Source organism: Bacillus sp. AL-1R, assembly GCF_052180195.1.
GTDB lineage: Bacteria > Bacillota > Bacilli > Bacillales > Bacillaceae_G > Gottfriedia.
In genome coordinates this window covers 2,826,900-2,844,487 of the sequence record NZ_CP197469.1, presented here as the reverse complement: position 1 = coordinate 2,844,487, position 17,588 = coordinate 2,826,900, and the positions used below count along the sequence as shown (strand labels likewise).

Here is a 17,588-nt window from a genome sequence, read left to right as displayed (position 1 = left end):
GGAGGGAATTTTATTTGAGTGAAAATTCACTACCAAAAGGATTAGCCAAACCAGCGATTAGAGCTTTAACTTCGGCAGGTTACTTACATTTGGAGCAATTCACACAATTAAGTGAAGTCCAAGTATTAAAATTACATGGGATGGGACCTAAAGCGTTGATGACAATTAGAAATGCATTATAAGAGAAGGGCTTATCTTTTAAAAAATAATTTTGGCTAGATCTAGAACTGATAATTTCAGTTCTTTTTTATTTTATAAACAAAATGGAAAAATTTACTAAAAACTACAATCGGAATGATCTATTCTACTATGATTATTTATTGAATAAATTTGAATAGATATAGTATTGATAAGGGGTTGATATCAATAACATTATTAACGATGGATCAAATGATATCAATAATTCGAAATGGTTTACCTAAAACAGTGGCTCCTAAGGATATTATAATAGCAGGAGCAGGAATGGCTGGTTTAGTTTCTGGATCTTTATTAAAAGATGCTGGACATCGAGTAACAATTTTAGAAGCAAACGATCGGGTTGGAGGACGCATATATACTAAAAGATTTCCTCCATTTGTCAATAATCAATATGTAGAGCTTGGAGCAATGAGAATACCTTCAACACACTTACTTACTTTGGAATATATAAAAAAGTTTCATTTACCAATAAATTTATTCATTAACTCAACACCAGAAGATTTAATTTTTGTAAATAATATTCATACTGACCAAAAAAGTGTTGATAAGAATCCAGATATATTAGGTTTCCCTGTGAATGATTTTGAAAAAGGAAAAACAGCGGAAGAGTTATTAAAATTAGCTATCCAACCAGTAATTGAATTTATTAAACAGGATCCTGAAAAAAACTGGGACATTGTAATTGGAAAATATGATAAGTACTCAATTGATGCTTTTTTACGATATAATCCAGTGGGAGTTTCTTTGTCTGGTGAAGCTATTGAAATGATAAAAGTACTGATAGGCGTCGAGGGGTTTCCAGAACTATCATTTCCGGCGGTTCTAAGAGAGGTAATGGTTCTTTTAACGGAAGGTCTAAAATTTTTCGAAATAACAGGTGGCAATGAAAAGTTACCAAATTCTTTTATCGGTTTATTAAAAGATAATATATTTTATCATCAACGTGTAACAAAAATAATTCAAAATGATTCAAAAGTAACGATTCAGTCTAAAAATACTCTTGATCAAAAAAACTATGAGGTCTCTGGAGATTTAGCGATTATTACATTACCCTTTTCATTATTAAATTTCATTGATATTATTCCTGTAAATTCGTTTTCATATAAAAAATTGAGAGCAATTAGCGAATTGCATTATGTAGATTCAATGAAAATCGGTCTACAATTTAGATCAAAGTTTTGGGAGAAACGAGGTACAAAAGGTGGTAAGCTGATAACTGATTTACCAATTAGATTTTCATATTTTCCAAGTCACGATATTGGTGGGGATGGTACTGGGATTTTGCTTGCCAGCTATACTTGGGGAGATGATGCTTTTATCTGGAATAGTAAGTCAGAGGACGACCGGATTAGAATGGCTTTAAATAATCTAGCCAAAGTGTATGGATTTGAAGTTTATGAAGAGTTTATGGGTGGGATTACGCATAGTTGGTCAAATTATCCTTTCGCAAATGGTGCCTTTACTATGTTTAAACCAGAACAATTATCAGATTTTGGCAAAGCTATAAGTACACCCGAGGGTAAAGTACATTTTGCAGGCGCTCATACTTCAACTTTACCTGGATGGATACAAGGTGCAATTGAGTCAGGTGTGCGAGTTGCTTTTGAAATAAATGGTCTGTAAATAATGAAAAGGCAAAAAAAGAACCGCAATGGTTCTTTTTTTGCTTTAAAACTATTTTTACCAAAAGTTACTTGCATATTATCATAAATTATAGTGATATAATGAGCTGTCGATATAAATTCATATATAAGGGGGAAGGCTATTGCAACCCAACTTGTCTCCTATACACAAAAAAAGAAACCGATATTATTTAACAGTAAATAAGAAATTTTGGTTTAGCCATTTTGTATCATTTTCTTGGTTACTTTTTTCTATCTATTTGTCAATTCCTTGGGTAAAGGATTTATCTGATGTTGTTACGATGCCAGTAGCGATCATAATAATAGGTGGTATTGCCTATATACCAGGTTATATGAGCACTTTTTTAGTAATAAGTTTACTACTCGATAAACAACCGAATTTTAAAAATGAGTTTCCAAATGATCCGGTGACGGTGTTAGTTGCTGCTTATAATGAAGAAGGTGCTATTTTTAATACGTTAAAATATATTTCAAATCAAGACTATACTGGAGAAATAAAGGTTATCGTAATAAATAACAATTCAACTGATGCTACTGATCGAGAAGTAATGAGGGCGAAAAAAGAATTGAAGTCAAATATTACTTTATTACATCAACCAAAACCAGGTAAGTTTCATGCGCTTAATTTGGGCTTAGAGTATGTAGAAACACCATATGTCATTACACTAGATGCAGATACACTAATTCATCCTTCTGCAGTAAGATACTTAGTTTCAAGAATAAAAAGTAGTCCTTCTGATGTTAGTGCTGTTGCTGGTTCAATGTTAGTTCGTAATAGTCGTGAAACTTTTTGGACTAAGATTCAAGAGTGGGACTACTTCTTAGGTATTGCTTCAATAAAAAGACTTCAAGGATTATATCAAGGAACACTTGTTGCACAAGGTGCTTTTAGTTTATATAAAACCGATTGTGTAAAGGAAGTTAAAGGTTGGCCAGATGCAATTGGAGAAGATATTGTTTTAACATGGAGACTTCTACAGAAGCAATGGAAGGTATACTTTGAACCATTAGCAGTTGCATTTACAGATGCACCTACAACATTCGGACATTTTGCTAAACAAAGATCAAGATGGGCAAGAGGTATGGTTGAAGGACTAATTGAAATAAAACCGTGGCAACAACCACAAGTTTATACAAAGTATTTAACTGGTATTAATCTCATGATGGTTTACTTAGATTTTATTTACACAGTATGTTGGATTCCTGGATTAATTTTGGCCTTTTTTGGAATCAACCTTATTGTTGGTCCGATGACTTTATTAGTTCTACCATTAACATTTTTTAGTTATTCAATCCTTTATTTTTACCAGAAAAACTATGTTTTCCGTAATTTAAATTTAAGAATAAGAAATAATCGTATAGGATTTCTATTCTTCCTTTTATGCTATCAAATGATTATGTCACCAGTTTCACTATATGGCTATATTCAAGAATTCTTTAAATTAAAACGAGTATGGGAATAAAAACTTTACGATCATAAAAAAGAGGGTCACAAAAAAGTCAAAGTACTTTTTGTGATCCTCTTTTTGTTATTATAGATTATTTGTTTCTTTTTTTGTTGAACTATCCAACTTCATCTTTAATTGAACTTCTTGATCAGCGATAATATCATCATCTTCAGCATTATCACGCACAACCTTTTGGGTTAAAATTGACCCTACTGCAACTAACAGCATAACTGCAATATAATAACCTTTTTCGTTTAATTCCATATCTGCATTGTAGAGTCCGATACAAAATAAAAAAACTCCAGCAACTAATGTAAAGTAGGCTAAAACAGTGAATGCTGGTGTGTTTCTACGTCTATGCTTTTGCAAAATTTATCACGCTCCCCGATAAGATTTTCCTTAAATTTTTGACGTTTAAAACTGCAATTAAATAAGAGATAAATATTTCTATAAAATCTTAACGTCTGATATTATTATATAAAATTTAGTGTTAAATAGTAATAAAATTCTAATAAATAAGTAAATTAGAAAATATTACTGGAATTTTTTAGGGAAAAACTAAATAAAAAAATAGAGAAATACAAAAAGATATCTAATCATTAATAGATAGGAAGATTTTATTCCTGAGAGGGTGGTCAGATTTTGAAAAATAAAGGTGCTGGTATTGGAGGAATCGTTTTTGTAGGCTGTATGTTTCTAGGCGGAGGAATTGGAAGTTTATTACATGAATCTCACTCGGGTTGGCTTATTGGGATGGGTGCTGGATTTATAGGGCTCGCTTTAACAAGATTTCTAATAAAAAGTTAATTTTAAGGATCTGGAAGTAAACTTAAAAAGAACCACAAGGAAAAATGATAACCTTGGGGTTCTTTTCGTTTGAGGAGGCCTTTTATAAATAAAATCGATCCCTAATTTCCTTTGATGGAATCATACACGATTCGTTTTTTCCAAAGAATCTAAGGCGATTTCTTGCGATTAGTCTATATAAATAGTCACGTATTGTTGGTGGGATTATGATAAAGGCATAGAAAAATTTTGGCCAACCATCTAATCTTTTTGCAATTGAAAGTGCAGCAGAAGATTCAATTTTTATGCTTCCATTTTGTACTACAATAATTGAATCAATTGAACTAAGCTCGGGATGATCCTTCCTAAGCTTTTCGCCAAATGTGGATTGTAGCGCGGCAAAATGAAAATAATCTTTTTTGTCATGTTTAATAATAAACTTAACAGCTCCATTGCATAAAATACATTCACCATCAAATAAAATAATCGGCCTTTCGCTCATATAATATCCCCTAAAGATTATTCTTTGTTCACCATATGATAAGCAACATTTCTTAAATGTTGTAATAATGGTTCTTTAATTTCTTCATCTAAATCAACATCATCCATAGCTTTTCCCATGCAATCTAACCAGTCATGGGCTAATTCAATTGTTATTGGAAAAGGCAAATGACGCGCACGCATTCTTGGATGACCACGTTCCATACTATAATATTGTGGTCCACCTAAAAACTGTGTTAAAAATAGTTTTTGTTTACGTGCTGTTTCCTCCCAGTCACCAGGAAATATTGGTGCAAGTCTCTCATGTTTTGAAACATATGAATAAAAAGTATCCACTAGCTCTTCTAATTTTTCTTTTCCTATATAATCATACATTGATTGATTTTCGTTACTCAAAAGAAAATACCTCCATTAATTTCAAAAAATACAATTTAGATAGGTTTATTTTATCTCTTTTTGGACTTTATGAGAAGTAAATAGGACTTAGAGTGAAAGGATTCATATTGAACGAAATAGCTTTTATACATTTTAAAGGAGGTTCACCGTTTAACGATATCCCTTCTAATTTATATTGGATTCTCTAACAACGCCTTTTTCTACACTTTTTGAATGAAGAATTTTTTAATTTTACTTTGCATACCTTTTTTTCTTTTATACAAAAACGTTTATAATAATTAGATATTAGTTTTAGATAAAATAAGTTTTAACTATATATAGCACACAAGTAAATTGGAATTTAAAAAAATGATATTATATTAGTATAGGAGGTGTAGCAATGAATCAATGGGCACCAAAGAGCGGAAGAGTCATTTTACATGTTGATATGAATTCATTTTTTGCTTCGGTTGAAATAGCGAATGATCCATCATTAAAAAGTAAACCTGTAGTTGTGGCTGGCAATGAAAAAGAGCGCAGGGGAATTATCGTAACGGCAAGTTATGAAGCTCGAGCTTATGGAATTCGGGCAACAATGCCATTATGGGAAGCGCGAAAAAAATGTCCGGAGATGATTGTGAAAACTCCAAATTTTGAAGCTTACCGTAAAGTCTCAAGGCAAATATTTGAAAAATTAGGGGCAATAAGTCCTAAGATTGAAGTGGCATCAATTGATGAAGGATATATTGATATAACCGATTGTGATGAAAATTTAGGACATCCGATTAAAATAGCTGAATTGATTCAGTCTATGTTGTTAAAAGATCTAGACATGCCTTGCAGTATCGGTATTGGTCCAAATAAATTTCTTGCGAAAACAGCCTCAGATATGAAAAAACCACTTGGAATTACTGTACTCCGTAAAAGAGATGTTCCTTCTATTTTATGGCCTAGAAAAGTAGGAGAGATGCATGGTATTGGTAAGAAAACTGAAGAAAAGTTAAATGAAATTGGCATTATTACTATAGAAGATTTGGCAAAAAGTAATGAAAAACAAGTAATGGAATTATTAGGTGTAAATGGTAAATCTTTAAGAAATAAAGCTAATGGAATAGATGAGAGAGAAGTAGATCCAAGTCGTATGCTTTCACATAAGACAATTGGGCAATCAACAACATTTTCTTTTGATGTTTTTGAGGAACCAATGATTGCAGAAAAATTTGAAGCTCTATCTAAACGTGTAGCGGATCGTTTAATTAAGAAAGGTTTAGTTGCAGACACTGTGACAATTACACTTCGATTTAGTGACCGAAAAACAATCAATCGTAGTAAAAAACTTACTACTCCTGTACAACAAGCTAACGAAATTTTTAAAGAAGCTTTTGATCTATGGAAAAGAAATTGGAACGGAGAACCATTACGTTTAATTGGAGTAACTGCATCACAATTAAATCCAAAAGATGAAATATCAAAGCAATTGGATCTATTTTCTTTTGAAAAGGATGCCAAACACGAACCACTGTTTGAAACATTACATAAATTGCAACATAAATATGGCGAACAAGTTATTAGTTTAGGGAGGCAAAAAAAGAAAATTGACTCAAATAATATTTTAGATATATTGAAATCTATTGAGTAAATTGCAGCTGAGCTTTTAGTCGAAGGTCTTTTTTAGTTGACTATTGTTTTGTTTTGAACGAAAAAAAGACGGTCTATGAATTAGACAGTCTTCAAATCGTTAATCTAACCGTTTAAACTTTTTCGATAATAATTTTTGTTGCTGTTGGAAGATGTTGTTCTACTGCATTTAGTACATTTTGATCATCTTGATATGCTCCAATTTGTACTCCGTCTACGATTACTCTATGCATGTCAGATTTAGCCTTTGCTGTTAAGTTAAATGCTTTTACTAATCCATTTACATGGCCTTGAGCTACTTTTTGACGCCAATTTGGGTCTTTCAGTTTTGCTGCATCACTAGCATTATCGATAAATCCATTTTCTGTCAGAATCGCTGGCATATTTGATTCACGTAATACATGAAAATTAGCTTTCTTTTTACCCCGATCGGTTAGACCATTAAGCTTAACGATTTCTGCATGTAAATCGTTTCGATACTTAGCTGAAGTAGACGTATCTGACAAACTATCATGGATATAATCCTCATAACCAGACGCTGATGTATTAAATGAGTTGATATGAACAGATAAAAAGTAGCTAGCGCCCCATGAGTTTGCATCGTTAGTACGTTCAGATAAAGAACGATCTGTATCGGTAGATCTGCTCATTCTAACTTCAACATCATTATAGTTTTTTAATAAGTCTCTTATTCGTAATGCGATATCTAAAGTTAAGTCTTTTTCTTTTAAACCATTTCCTACCGCACCTGAATCAGAGCCACCGTGCCCTGGATCTAAAAAAAGTTTCAACATTAATTTATCCCTCCTATGATAATGTATTCAAAGTATCTTTCGTTGAAATGGACATGCATCTAATATGTATATAACGAAAATGAAGATATTTAGTTGAATTAGACATTAATTCTAATAGATTCTTTTATTAGATTGATAGTTTAGTAGGGAGGATACTAAACTATAATCGAATGTAAAGATAAGGACAGTTTGTTTTCCAATGAATCGATTGCAATTGAGCCAAGAAGGAAATGACAGTTTAAAATGAAACAAATGCCAACGTAATAAAGGGTGAGAAAAAATCATAACATAAGATTATTCCGGCATTTTTAACAAAAAATAAAGGACGTTGTAGCATGTTGGTAAATTTGAAAAGGACTTGATTGAATGAAACAATTAGAAATATTCATCGCGTTTTTTCGAAGTAGTATTTTAGGATATGGTGGGGGACCATCAACGATTCCTCTACTTTATAAAGAAGTCGTCGATACGTATAAATGGATGAAAGACGAGGAGTTTTCTGAAATATTAGCAATTGGTAATATGCTCCCAGGTCCAATCAATACTAAATTAGCAGGTTATATCGGATATCGTATTGGTGGTATACTCGGAATGCTTAATGCAATCATTGCTTCGATCTTACCGACAATTTTTTTAATGATTATACTTTTAACATCATTATCGTCTTTTAAAGAGATTAAATGGGTAAATGGGATGAAGGAATCAATTGTACCAGTTGTGGGAGTAATGTTAGGTGTATTAACATGGCAATTCTATCAAAGTTCAAAAAAAGGGTTGAAAACACCAACAATATTAATTCACTTAGTTATTGGTCTGTTTCTAATTCAATTTTTACACATACACCCGGCGATCATAATAGGTAGTTTATTACTATTTGCAATCTTCCAACCAGTAAAAGCAACTTCCTCTAATGAACAGCAGACGAGGAAGGGGAGTACAAACGAATGATTTATTGGAAATTATTTCTTTCATTCCTTATAACGAATCTTTTAGGTTATGGTGGTGGGCCTGCTACGATCCCATTAATTCAAAATGATGTTGTTACACAAAAACATTGGTTAACTCAGCAAGAATTTCATGAAGCATTTGCAATGGGGAATGCCTTACCAGGGCCAATTGCCACAAAAATGGCTGGCTATATTGGATATAAAATTGGAGGAATCTTTGGTTCATTCATCGCAGTCTTTGCAACTGTATTTCCTTCTTTATTACTAATGATTTTATTAATTGGATTACTTTATAAAAATCGGAACTCAATTCGAGTGAAGAGAATGACTGCATATGTAAAACCGACAATTGTTGTACTGTTAGGCCTTCTGACATATCAATCTTTTTATGATTCGTTTCACCAAATTGGGGCATTCCAAGTAATTTTTATTGCAGTTTGTACATTTTTCTTAATGGAAAAATTTAAAATTCATCCGGCTTTTGTAGTACTCGGTGCATTAATTTATGGTGCCATCAATCTTTAAAAAAGAAAAAGAAACCAATTATTTGGTTTCTTTTTCCTTTTCCTTGCTCATAACTTCTTCATAATCTTTATTAAACCAAAGTGGATCCATATTATCTACTTCACCATTATAATTAATCAAAATTTCTTCACCAGCTTTTATGTCTTTGTAAGCATAAAAATCAAATGTGTGATTATCAAAGTTGATATCGTAAGTAGCATTTGCATCATAAGAATGGTTAAATAGCATTCCATATCCTAAAAGAATAGCTGAATGATTAATGCCATATTCGAATGCGTAGTCTGCTAATAAGGTTTTCTCAATATGTTCATGTTCCTCGTTCGGGTAAGAAATAACTGGCGCCTCGTGTATTAGCTCACCTTTTGCAATATCACGTGTTGCAAAGACACCTCGATTAAATTCACCATCACTCAACGTAGAAGTTTTAATTTCAATCATAATTACACCTATAATTCTCTCTAAAGTCTTATAGATAGTTTGCCACTATTTTAGAGATAAATCAATTTTTTTATCTAATTAGCCGTTATTTAAATAAAAGTGCGCCTCTTTTTTGATCTGAAGAAGTAGTAAAAATAGGACTAGTCTACGTTTTGATGAAATTTTAAAAAACTAAGTATATATTTCGCCAAAACATCAAATTATAAAATTGTTATACACATATAGGGAGGCAGAATATAATGAAATTTTTTTATAAGATTATGATTTTATTGATTGTAATGTCTTCTATTCTTCCAGGAACTAAGCAGGTAAATGCAAACAAAAAGGAATTTTTGCGTATTGAAGGATATAAGCCAAACCAAACTGTAAAACAAATTCCTTATTTAACTGATATTTTCCAGGTTTCGACGAATCAGATCTTAGTAACTTTTGATTCACAAGTTGATATTAATTTAGGGACAAAAGCATCATTTTATTGGATTCAAAGTTTATCTGATACAATCCCTACAGGTATTGCATCACTTGGAAGCAAAAGTCAATTTAATGCAAGGAATGCTTTATCAACTAATCAAGTTACAATTACAAAGGTACAAGGTGATAACAATTCATTCTTGTTCACTTTTAAACAAGAAATACCTTCAAATAAGCGATTTAAACTAGCAGTTCGTCATTTACACGCTCCCGGTGGAAAACCATTTGGTGGTACAAATGGTATGAAGGAATTTACAGGAAAATAATAATATTGTAGTTTGTCTAAACGATGAAATCCCCTAACAGAGGGGATTTTTTTGTCTTGTAAGATAGAATGATATCAAAAGATAATGAAACCTTCTCAAAAAAAATTCTAAAAAAAAGTAAGGATGGAATTGACCTTAACGTAGCGTAAAGGTGTAATGTAAAGATGTCAGGAGGTTATCGTAATGGAATATACAGTACAAAAGCTTGGACTTCTAGCAGGAATTAGCACTAGGACTTTAAGATATTATGATGAGATTGGGATTCTTAAGCCGGCAAGAATTAACTCATCAGGATATCGGATTTATGGGCAAGCGGAAGTAGATCGCTTACAACAAATCTTATTTTTTAGAGAACTAGGTATGAATTTAGAAAACATTAAAGAAATTATTACATCACCTGATTTTAATAGTGCCAAGGCGTTAAAAGAGCATAGAGAACAGCTTCTTGATAAAAGAAAGCAATTGGATTTATTAATTTCAAATGTTGAAAAGTCAATTGCTCAAACAGAAGGGAGAATGAAAATGTCAAATAAAGAAAAATTTGAAGGCTTTAAGAAAGATATGATCGAAGAAAATGAAAAAAAATACGGAAAAGAAGTACGTGGAAAATACGGAGATGAAGCTATTAATAAAGCAAATCAAAAAGTAATGAACATGACAGAAGAAGAGCATAAAGAAGTAACGAGACTGGCTGATGAATTAGCAAAAACATTAGCTGAAGCAGTTAAAACGGGTGATCCATCAAGTGAAATTGCACAAAAAGCAGCTGATTTGCATAAACAATGGTTAACATTTTATTGGGATCAATATAGTAAAGAAGCGCACGCTGGTTTAGCTCAAATGTATGTAGACGATGAACGCTTTAAAGCACACTACGATAAAGAACAACATGGCACTGCTGAATTTTTAAGAGATGCAATTCATATTTACACGGATTTTAAAAAATAATCTAAAGATGGTGTACTTAGACTAGTTCTAAGTACACTTTTTTTGTTAGTGATGAAATGTAATTAGATTAGAACTTAGTAGACTTTTTTATTTTTATGGAAAAAAATAGTAAATATTCACCTAGATTTGGTATAATAATTTTCATGATTAATTAATTGATCTTAATTTCAAATAGAAGTATTATAAATTTTTAAATAATGGAATGTTTATGTACAATATAGGTAAGAATTTGATTTAAATAATTCAATTTTTTAAACTAAGGATGTACTAAAAATGGAAGAACAATTTATACCGAGGAAAGAGCGACATAAAAAGCGCATTTTTAAAAAGCGTCAAAATACTGAGCGTGAAAAAATAAAATTTAGTACTTATATATTAAGTATATTTTATTATTTTTTATTATTTTTAATTTTTAATCTTGTACAATTTTATCTATTTCATCATGTTCATCACGCCATTAAATCACTTGGGAGTTTTGATTTAGCTAGAGCAATCATCTCAGGATTAATTTATTTACTATGTATTATTTGTATAGAAGATACTTTTAGACGATATCGAATGCCATCAACTTTTATTCGAATATTGATACCAATTGTAGTGTTTATTTTGGCAATCGTCACGATGTATACTTTAATTACTGTATTTTTCTAAAATCAATTTTAAGCAAAGCCAAAAGGTATTATGTCATTAAATGATGTAATACTTTTTTTGTTTAACTTCAATACAAACTAAAAAATGATTGAGGTTAATTGGGAATTTTTTGCTTGTGCTGTGTAAAGATTAAAAAGATTCAATTGCTATTCTTTGAAAGTTGTTTATGAATCTTTTTCACTCATTTCTAATAATCTCTTTTGAATCCAAACAGCAGCTTGGGTACCATCACCCATGGCTATTGTGACTTGTTGAGAATGGGCTACTAGATCACCAGCTGCCCAGACATTTGGGATGTTCGTCTCCTTTGTACGTGGGTCTACAATAACATATTTATTATTTAAAAGATTTACGCCTAGTTGGATAGCGAGATTATTTTGTACTTCGTTTCCATCAAAACCAATAAAAGCTCGGTCGCCATAAACTATTTCACCACTTTGTAAACAAATTCCTTTAAAAGTGGAATCGTCTTCTTTTAGTACTTCCTTAACTTTTTCTTCTCGGTAGGCTATACCCATTTTTTGTAGTCGGACATATAATTTGGAATCAAGTTCAGGTCCGTCGTGATTTATATAAGTTATTTGCTTTGACCAATAAGCTAATGTTATTGCAAGATTTGCACCAACATGACCAGTTCCAAGTATTAAAACACTTTTATTTAAAATTTCATATCCATCACAGTCTGGACAGACAAAAATTGTCGATCCAAGACAATCGACTAGGTTTTTAATTTGTGGAATTTGATCAATTAGTCCAGTTGCTAGTAAGATTGTTTTAGAAGAATAAGATTTTCCTGTTTTCGTCTCAATTAAGAATTGATTGTTTACGATTTGTATACGGATTACTTTATCTTCGGTAAATGATACACCATATTTTTTTGCATGAGTTCTTCCTAATTGTCTTAGCTCTTTTCCACTTATACTATTTGGCCAACCTAAAATATTACGATATGATTTACATAATGTTGAACGCCCATAATTTGAGTCAATAACAAGTACATTCCTATTGTATCGACCAAGCTGAATGGATGCTTGTAAACCTGCGAATCCTCCCCCTATTATGATACATTCATATAATTCATTCATAGATCTGTCTCCTAAATCAATTAATACAACATCATATATGTTCAATTTTTCCAATTAACCATTTTCTAAACACAATTTCACAATTAATCTAATTATAGGCAAAGATTTTTGATTGATATATTCTGATTATTTAGGTACGATTCTTCTATTAACTTAAATTGGTTTGTTGTTTTTGTGGAGGGAGTAAAAATGGGTGCAGAAAAGATCGCTTTAACAAATTCTAGAACGAAAGGTATTATTCTCGTATTAACTGCAGCAATATTATGGGGAATATCTGGGACTGTTGCACAATTTGTGTTTCAAAGAAATCATTTTAGTCCTGAATGGTTAGTCGTTATTCGATTATTGTTTTCAGGAATTATTCTTCTAATTTTTGCTAGAATGAAAGAAAAGAGGAATATAATAGATATTTGGAAGGATAAGAAGGATATATTAAGTTTATTGTTTTTTAGTATTTTAGGGATGTTAGCAGTTCAATATACATACTTCGCCGCAATAAAAGCTTCAAATGCCGCTACAGCTACAATTTTACAATATTTGGCACCTGTCATTATTACATGCTACTTAGCAATCCGTTTCAAGAAAATGCCTACTAGTAAAGAAGTACTGGCTGTCATTTTAGCGCTTGCGGGGACATTTTTGTTGGTAACACATGGAACGATTAAAGGATTGACCATTACAAGATGGGCATTGTTTTGGGGGCTAGCCTCAGCTTTTGCTTTAGCATTTTATTCAATACAGCCTCAAAATCTTTTGAAAAAATTTGGGTCAACAATTGTAGTCGGTTGGGGAATGTTATTAGGTGGAATGTGTTTTAGCTTCATTCATTCACCTTTTAATTTCCAAGGTCATTGGTCGATGAGTGCATATTTCGCAGTAATCTTTATTGTTATTTTTGGAACGTTGATTGCTTTTTACTGCTATTTAGAGAGTTTAAAGTATATTAATGCCTCTGAATCTAGTTTACTTGCTAGTGTGGAGCCATTATCTGCAGCTGTACTATCTGTAATTTGGTTAAAAGTAAATTTTGAAATGATAGATTGGATCGGAAGCTTTTGTATTATTAGTACAATTGTTATTTTATCAATGGCTGATCGAAAAGAGACTAATTAATAATCTGTCACTAAAGAGCATAAAAAGACAGGACTGAATAATCCTACTTTGTTAGGATGTCATTAAGGGAGGAGTTACATGACCTGGGTTGAATCTTTACAAAAGGCAATTGATTATATAGAGGATAATTTATTAAATGAGTTAACGATTGAAGAAATTTCCAAACAAGCTAACTCATCTGTTTTTCATTTTCAGCGAATATTTTCAATTTTAACTGATATTAATGTCGCTGAATATATAAGAAGACGAAGGTTGACGCTAGCGGCAAATGAATTAACAACTACTGATCTTAAAATAATTGATATTGCCTTGAAGTATCGTTATGACTCTCCTGAAGCTTTTTCAAAAGCGTTTCGAAGACAGCATGATGTAACACCAAGTGAAGCAAGAAAATTTATTGGTAATCTAAAATCATATAACCGCCTCGTTATTCAGGTGAGTTTGAAGGGAGCAGAACCAATGCAATTTAATATTGTTGAAAAAAATGCTTTTCAAGTAGTTGGGGTGAAAAAAGAGTTTTCTTATTTAAATGATCAACAACAGCAATTGATTCCTAAAATGTGGGAAGAGGTTAATAAGAATGGTACGAGTGACCGTTTGTACGAAATTAATAATGGTAACATTAAAGGTGTTTTAGGTGTTTGTATGATGAGCGAGGAACAAAAATCAAAAAATCTGCTAGAATATTGGGTTGCAACTGAATACGAAGGAGTTGCACCAGAAGGTTTTTATCATCATGAAATTCCTGCATCAAAATGGGCTGTATTTGGTGTTCACGGAGCAATGCCACATGCAATGCAATCGGCATGGAAGAAGATTTTTTCGGAATGGTTTCCTTCAAGTGGTTATTCTCACGCAGGAATTCCAGAGTTTGAACTTTATCCAGAAGGAAATCCATTTAGTGAAGATTATTATACTGAAATTTGGATTCCGGTAAAATAAAACCAATCTTTTAAAAATGTTATGAAAGGTGCTTCTTTATTAAGAGAGCACCTTTTTCCTTTATGTATAAATTTAACCTCTTAAAGCTTCTAATACTACTTGTGCGTTATAGCCATGAGAGAAATCTATAATTGTTGCTTCTTCACCTTTTAGACCTTTTACTAAATGATCAATTAAAGAATCTCCTAGAGATTGATCTGCTTCTATTTGCCTAATTGGCTCGCCGATCTTTCCGCCTTCTAAATTAGCCCAGTTTACTAATGAAAGAGTTCCTTTAGAACCATATGCTGTAAATTTAATTTCTTCATCACCTGCAATTTGGCTTAACCCATCTATTAATACAGGAGTGCCATCTTCTAATTCTAAAAGGGCGATAATTCCATTTTCAGATGAAATAGGGTCAGCGGGATATTGAATTTGTTTCGTTTTGACTTTCATATTACCAAAGATCTTTTGAATTTGTTGAATATAATGAACACCAACCTCTAGTACATAACCTCCTTGTTCTTTTGTAGCAACCCATTCATTTTGTTGCCATAACCTTGGCCAATTTGGAAACCGCATCTTTAACTCGATTCTTCTTAAGTCACCAACATATCCTGATTGAATAAGGCTAGCAAAAGATTTACTACCAACATTGTAATTTAATGGAAAGTTCATAGCATGAAAAATACCTTTTTCTTTAGCTTGAGTATAAAGTCTTAGCGCTTCATCCGTAGAATTTGCTAAAGGTTTTTCACAAAGTACATTCATTCCTTTTGCGATTACATCCGTTACGACCGAATAGTGATATTTTGGAGGTACTGTAACATAAACGAGGTCAAGTTCAGCATTTTCAAGCATTTCAAGATGATTTGTAAATGTTAAAACGGATTCTAATTGGCTACTTGTTTCTTGAACTCTTTTTTCTAATGTGTCACATATTGCGACTATTTTTGTTTCTTGGTGGTTTGAAAATAAAGGAATTAATCTTTGGGCAATCGCGCCAAGACCAATAATACCAACTTTTATCATGAGAAAAACACCTTTCGAAATAGATTTATATGGTAATTATAGTAAGAAAAATTAAATAATTAAAGAAATAGGTATCCTGTTCTTAGCGTAAGATAGTTGATGAGTTACAAATTGCTCATATGAAATTAGTTTTTGAGTAAAAAGTTTTGTGAATTACCAATTTTAAAAAGGGATTTTCGACACAAAAAGAGAATATGATTCAATGATAATTAATGGAGGTGACATAATGGAGAAGAAGCCGTTGTATTATGATGGTAGTGGGGACGGAGGAAAATTTATTCAATCAGAAGTTGTAAAAAAGCAAACGAGTATTGTATCTGAAGTAAGAAAAAATTTAACTGGTAACCCGTTTGTGATCGATTGGAGTTTAGTTAAAGTAGTAGAGAAATGATTTGTTATTTTGTTCTTTATTAAGAATTTCATCTTATCTAAAATGGGTTATCTTAATCCATTTGCTTGGTTTTTGATAATCCATTTTGAAGATTTATCGATTTGAACGTAAAGTGCTAGTTAAGTTTTCCAAATCAAGCTTGTTGAATCTGAAGTCCTGTTGTTTTATCCAGGGAAATGTAACAATCCTTTAGAAAACAAAAAAGGATTTCCCATAATTTAAAAAAACTAAAAGGGAATCCTTTTTGATTAAAGGTTAAAGGTTATTAACAGTTTCCATCAATATCGCAGCTTAATGAAGACTGTTCAACTAGTTTTTGGTTGTTTAAAGCTTGAATAAATGCTTCTTTACTTTGAACACCCTGTAAAACTTGATCACCAATGATGAAAGTTGGTACTGCATTAATAAAATTAGGGTTTTGGATGGATGAATCATACTTTGTATTCGATACAGCTTCGATGAATTTAGCACGGTCTAAGCCAAGTTTTTCAGCGATATCTGCAAGTACGTTTACATCACCAATTTCTTTGCCTTTTGTCCAAAAGTCTGCTAATACAGCTTGAGCATATTCTGCGCCTTTTCCATTTTCCTCTGCGAATAAAAAGCCTCTATGAGCTTTTTTAGTTGAAGGATGGGGATCCATCGTTGGTAAAATCATCTCAACACCAAGTTTTTGCGCTAATGGTTGAACGCCAAATTTCCATCCTTGTTGGATATAAGAACTATTTGGACTTAATGGTTCAGCTCCCTCAGGTCTTAATTGGAATGGTTTCCATTCAAGCTCTACACCGTTAACTTCCTTAAGAGCATCCTCGAGTGGTTTTTTTCCTAAATAGCAAAACGGACATACATAGTCCGAATAAATTGTAACTTTCATTATGAAACCTCCTAGATCAATTAAAGAAAGTATAAACAAAATTAGAACTAAATCTCAATTTATTAGCTTCGAATTGATGAAAATTATTAAAATAACTAATTGACAAGTAAAAAAAGAAATAGAGCATAGGGCCCTATTTCTTAAAATCATTGTTAGATTGATCATTAGGAGGTGGATTCGTTCCGATTCTTGCTGTGTTAAAATCAGCAAATGAGTTTAAAAAATATTTTCTTCTTAATAGTAAAACGGCTAGTAGTAAAAGACCACAGATTGATGTGAAAATCATGCCAGTAAGTAATCCACCTATATACATGAATGTATCCATTTTTGATGTAAATAGTGACCAAACTAAAATAGAAAGGATTCCGTCCGCTAAAACAAGGGCAAGCGATACTACTAAATACGGTAAAAATTGTCCAGTTTCTTTTGTTTTCTTTGAAGCATACTTATACCCGATTGGTACAGATAAAAAAATGATAAAACAATAGAAGAGTAATATGAAATCTCGAATTGACATAGTATCACACCTAACTTTTT

Annotated in this window: 22 protein-coding genes; 13 read left to right on the top strand and 9 right to left on the bottom strand. The window is 31.9% G+C overall.

Going from position 1 to position 17,588, the window contains the following annotated elements; all coding sequences use genetic code 11:
- Positions 1–14 precede the first annotated feature (14 nt).
- The 3 genes from ACSBO6_RS13570 (at position 15) to ACSBO6_RS13560 (ending at position 3,304) form a co-directional block, all read left to right on the top strand.
- On the top strand, positions 15–182 hold the full coding sequence (locus ACSBO6_RS13570; protein ID WP_498843502.1) for a helix-hairpin-helix domain-containing protein: 168 nt from the start codon (positions 15–17) through the stop codon (positions 180–182).
- Positions 183–381: 199 nt separating this feature from the next.
- On the top strand, positions 382–1,821 hold the full coding sequence (locus ACSBO6_RS13565) for a flavin monoamine oxidase family protein (protein ID WP_498844675.1): 1,440 nt from the start codon (positions 382–384) through the stop codon (positions 1,819–1,821).
- Positions 1,822–1,963: 142 nt separating this feature from the next.
- Positions 1,964–3,304, top strand: a complete 1,341-nt coding sequence (locus ACSBO6_RS13560; RefSeq protein WP_498843501.1) for a glycosyltransferase family 2 protein — start codon at positions 1,964–1,966, stop codon at positions 3,302–3,304.
- A gap of 69 nt (positions 3,305–3,373) precedes the next feature.
- Here ACSBO6_RS13560 and ACSBO6_RS13555 read toward each other — a convergent pair whose 3' ends face one another.
- The gene (locus tag ACSBO6_RS13555) at positions 3,374–3,658 is read right to left on the bottom strand and encodes a YiaA/YiaB family inner membrane protein (RefSeq protein WP_098847085.1); all 285 of its coding nucleotides are present in this window, start codon (positions 3,656–3,658) and stop codon (positions 3,374–3,376) included.
- A gap of 273 nt (positions 3,659–3,931) precedes the next feature.
- Here ACSBO6_RS13555 and ACSBO6_RS13550 point away from each other — a divergent pair, with 273 nt between their 5' ends.
- Entirely contained in the window at positions 3,932–4,096 is a 165-nt protein-coding gene (locus ACSBO6_RS13550) for a hypothetical protein (protein ID WP_180232854.1), read from the top strand.
- An 82-nt stretch (positions 4,097–4,178) separates the two neighbouring features.
- Here the strand turns inward: ACSBO6_RS13550 and ACSBO6_RS13545 are convergent, their stop codons facing one another.
- Both ACSBO6_RS13545 and ACSBO6_RS13540 read right to left on the bottom strand, forming a co-directional pair.
- Complete coding sequence (locus ACSBO6_RS13545; RefSeq protein ID WP_498843500.1) at positions 4,179–4,577, bottom strand: thiol-disulfide oxidoreductase DCC family protein; 399 nt, start codon at positions 4,575–4,577, stop codon at positions 4,179–4,181.
- Between the two features lie 17 nt (positions 4,578–4,594).
- Entirely contained in the window at positions 4,595–4,972 is a 378-nt protein-coding gene (locus tag ACSBO6_RS13540) for a globin domain-containing protein (protein WP_498843499.1), read from the bottom strand.
- A 379-nt stretch (positions 4,973–5,351) separates the two neighbouring features.
- On the opposite strand from ACSBO6_RS13540, the gene ACSBO6_RS13535 reads away from it, so the two are divergent.
- Positions 5,352–6,590, top strand: coding sequence for a DNA polymerase IV (locus ACSBO6_RS13535; RefSeq protein ID WP_498843498.1), 1,239 nt, complete (start codon positions 5,352–5,354; stop codon positions 6,588–6,590).
- Between the two features lie 112 nt (positions 6,591–6,702).
- On the opposite strand, the gene ACSBO6_RS13530 is transcribed toward ACSBO6_RS13535, so the two are convergent.
- Positions 6,703–7,383, bottom strand: a complete 681-nt coding sequence (locus tag ACSBO6_RS13530) for an N-acetylmuramoyl-L-alanine amidase family protein (protein WP_180232873.1) — start codon at positions 7,381–7,383, stop codon at positions 6,703–6,705.
- Between the two features lie 366 nt (positions 7,384–7,749).
- Between ACSBO6_RS13530 and ACSBO6_RS13525 the strand changes: the two genes are divergently transcribed.
- Together ACSBO6_RS13525 and ACSBO6_RS13520 are read left to right on the top strand one after the other, a co-directional pair.
- Entirely contained in the window at positions 7,750–8,331 is a 582-nt protein-coding gene (locus ACSBO6_RS13525; protein ID WP_098845403.1) for a chromate transporter, read from the top strand.
- Positions 8,328–8,855: a chromate transporter gene (locus ACSBO6_RS13520; protein ID WP_098845402.1), complete on the top strand. Its 528-nt coding sequence runs from the start codon at positions 8,328–8,330 to the stop codon at positions 8,853–8,855. The genes ACSBO6_RS13525 and ACSBO6_RS13520 overlap by 4 nt, the downstream gene beginning before the upstream one ends.
- Positions 8,856–8,873: 18 nt before the next feature.
- Here ACSBO6_RS13520 and ACSBO6_RS13515 read toward each other — a convergent pair whose 3' ends face one another.
- Positions 8,874–9,293: an SET domain-containing protein gene (locus ACSBO6_RS13515; RefSeq protein ID WP_098845401.1), complete on the bottom strand. Its 420-nt coding sequence runs from the start codon at positions 9,291–9,293 to the stop codon at positions 8,874–8,876.
- Positions 9,294–9,532: 239 nt separating this feature from the next.
- Here ACSBO6_RS13515 and ACSBO6_RS13510 point away from each other — a divergent pair, with 239 nt between their 5' ends.
- From ACSBO6_RS13510 to ACSBO6_RS13500, 3 genes are all read left to right on the top strand, one after another.
- On the top strand, positions 9,533–10,030 hold the full coding sequence (locus ACSBO6_RS13510) for a hypothetical protein (protein WP_098845400.1): 498 nt from the start codon (positions 9,533–9,535) through the stop codon (positions 10,028–10,030).
- A 183-nt stretch (positions 10,031–10,213) separates the two neighbouring features.
- On the top strand, positions 10,214–10,978 hold the full coding sequence (locus ACSBO6_RS13505) for a MerR family transcriptional regulator (RefSeq protein ID WP_098845399.1): 765 nt from the start codon (positions 10,214–10,216) through the stop codon (positions 10,976–10,978).
- Between the two features lie 273 nt (positions 10,979–11,251).
- A complete protein-coding gene (locus ACSBO6_RS13500; protein WP_098845398.1) occupies positions 11,252–11,629 on the top strand; it encodes a hypothetical protein in 378 nt (125 codons plus the stop codon).
- A 164-nt stretch (positions 11,630–11,793) separates the two neighbouring features.
- Here ACSBO6_RS13500 and ACSBO6_RS13495 read toward each other — a convergent pair whose 3' ends face one another.
- Complete coding sequence (locus ACSBO6_RS13495) at positions 11,794–12,714, bottom strand: NAD(P)/FAD-dependent oxidoreductase (protein ID WP_498843497.1); 921 nt, start codon at positions 12,712–12,714, stop codon at positions 11,794–11,796.
- A gap of 189 nt (positions 12,715–12,903) precedes the next feature.
- On the opposite strand from ACSBO6_RS13495, the gene ACSBO6_RS13490 reads away from it, so the two are divergent.
- Positions 12,904–13,827 carry a DMT family transporter gene (locus ACSBO6_RS13490; RefSeq protein ID WP_498843496.1) on the top strand — a complete coding sequence of 308 codons (924 nt, stop codon included), beginning with the start codon at positions 12,904–12,906 and terminating at the stop codon, positions 13,825–13,827.
- A gap of 78 nt (positions 13,828–13,905) precedes the next feature.
- Positions 13,906–14,769, top strand: coding sequence for an AraC family transcriptional regulator (locus tag ACSBO6_RS13485; RefSeq protein WP_098845395.1), 864 nt, complete (start codon positions 13,906–13,908; stop codon positions 14,767–14,769).
- A gap of 72 nt (positions 14,770–14,841) precedes the next feature.
- On the opposite strand, the gene ACSBO6_RS13480 is transcribed toward ACSBO6_RS13485, so the two are convergent.
- A complete protein-coding gene (locus ACSBO6_RS13480; RefSeq protein WP_098845394.1) occupies positions 14,842–15,783 on the bottom strand; it encodes a Gfo/Idh/MocA family protein in 942 nt (313 codons plus the stop codon).
- A 226-nt stretch (positions 15,784–16,009) separates the two neighbouring features.
- Here ACSBO6_RS13480 and ACSBO6_RS13475 point away from each other — a divergent pair, with 226 nt between their 5' ends.
- Complete coding sequence (locus ACSBO6_RS13475) at positions 16,010–16,174, top strand: hypothetical protein (protein WP_180232872.1); 165 nt, start codon at positions 16,010–16,012, stop codon at positions 16,172–16,174.
- A gap of 265 nt (positions 16,175–16,439) precedes the next feature.
- Here the strand turns inward: ACSBO6_RS13475 and ACSBO6_RS13470 are convergent, their stop codons facing one another.
- Both ACSBO6_RS13470 and ACSBO6_RS13465 read right to left on the bottom strand, forming a co-directional pair.
- Positions 16,440–17,051 (bottom strand): DsbA family oxidoreductase, encoded by a 612-nt coding sequence (locus ACSBO6_RS13470; RefSeq protein ID WP_098845393.1) that lies wholly within the window; start codon positions 17,049–17,051, stop codon positions 16,440–16,442.
- A 133-nt stretch (positions 17,052–17,184) separates the two neighbouring features.
- Positions 17,185–17,568, bottom strand: coding sequence for a hypothetical protein (locus ACSBO6_RS13465; protein WP_098845392.1), 384 nt, complete (start codon positions 17,566–17,568; stop codon positions 17,185–17,187).
- Between the last annotated feature and the right edge of the window lie 20 nt (positions 17,569–17,588).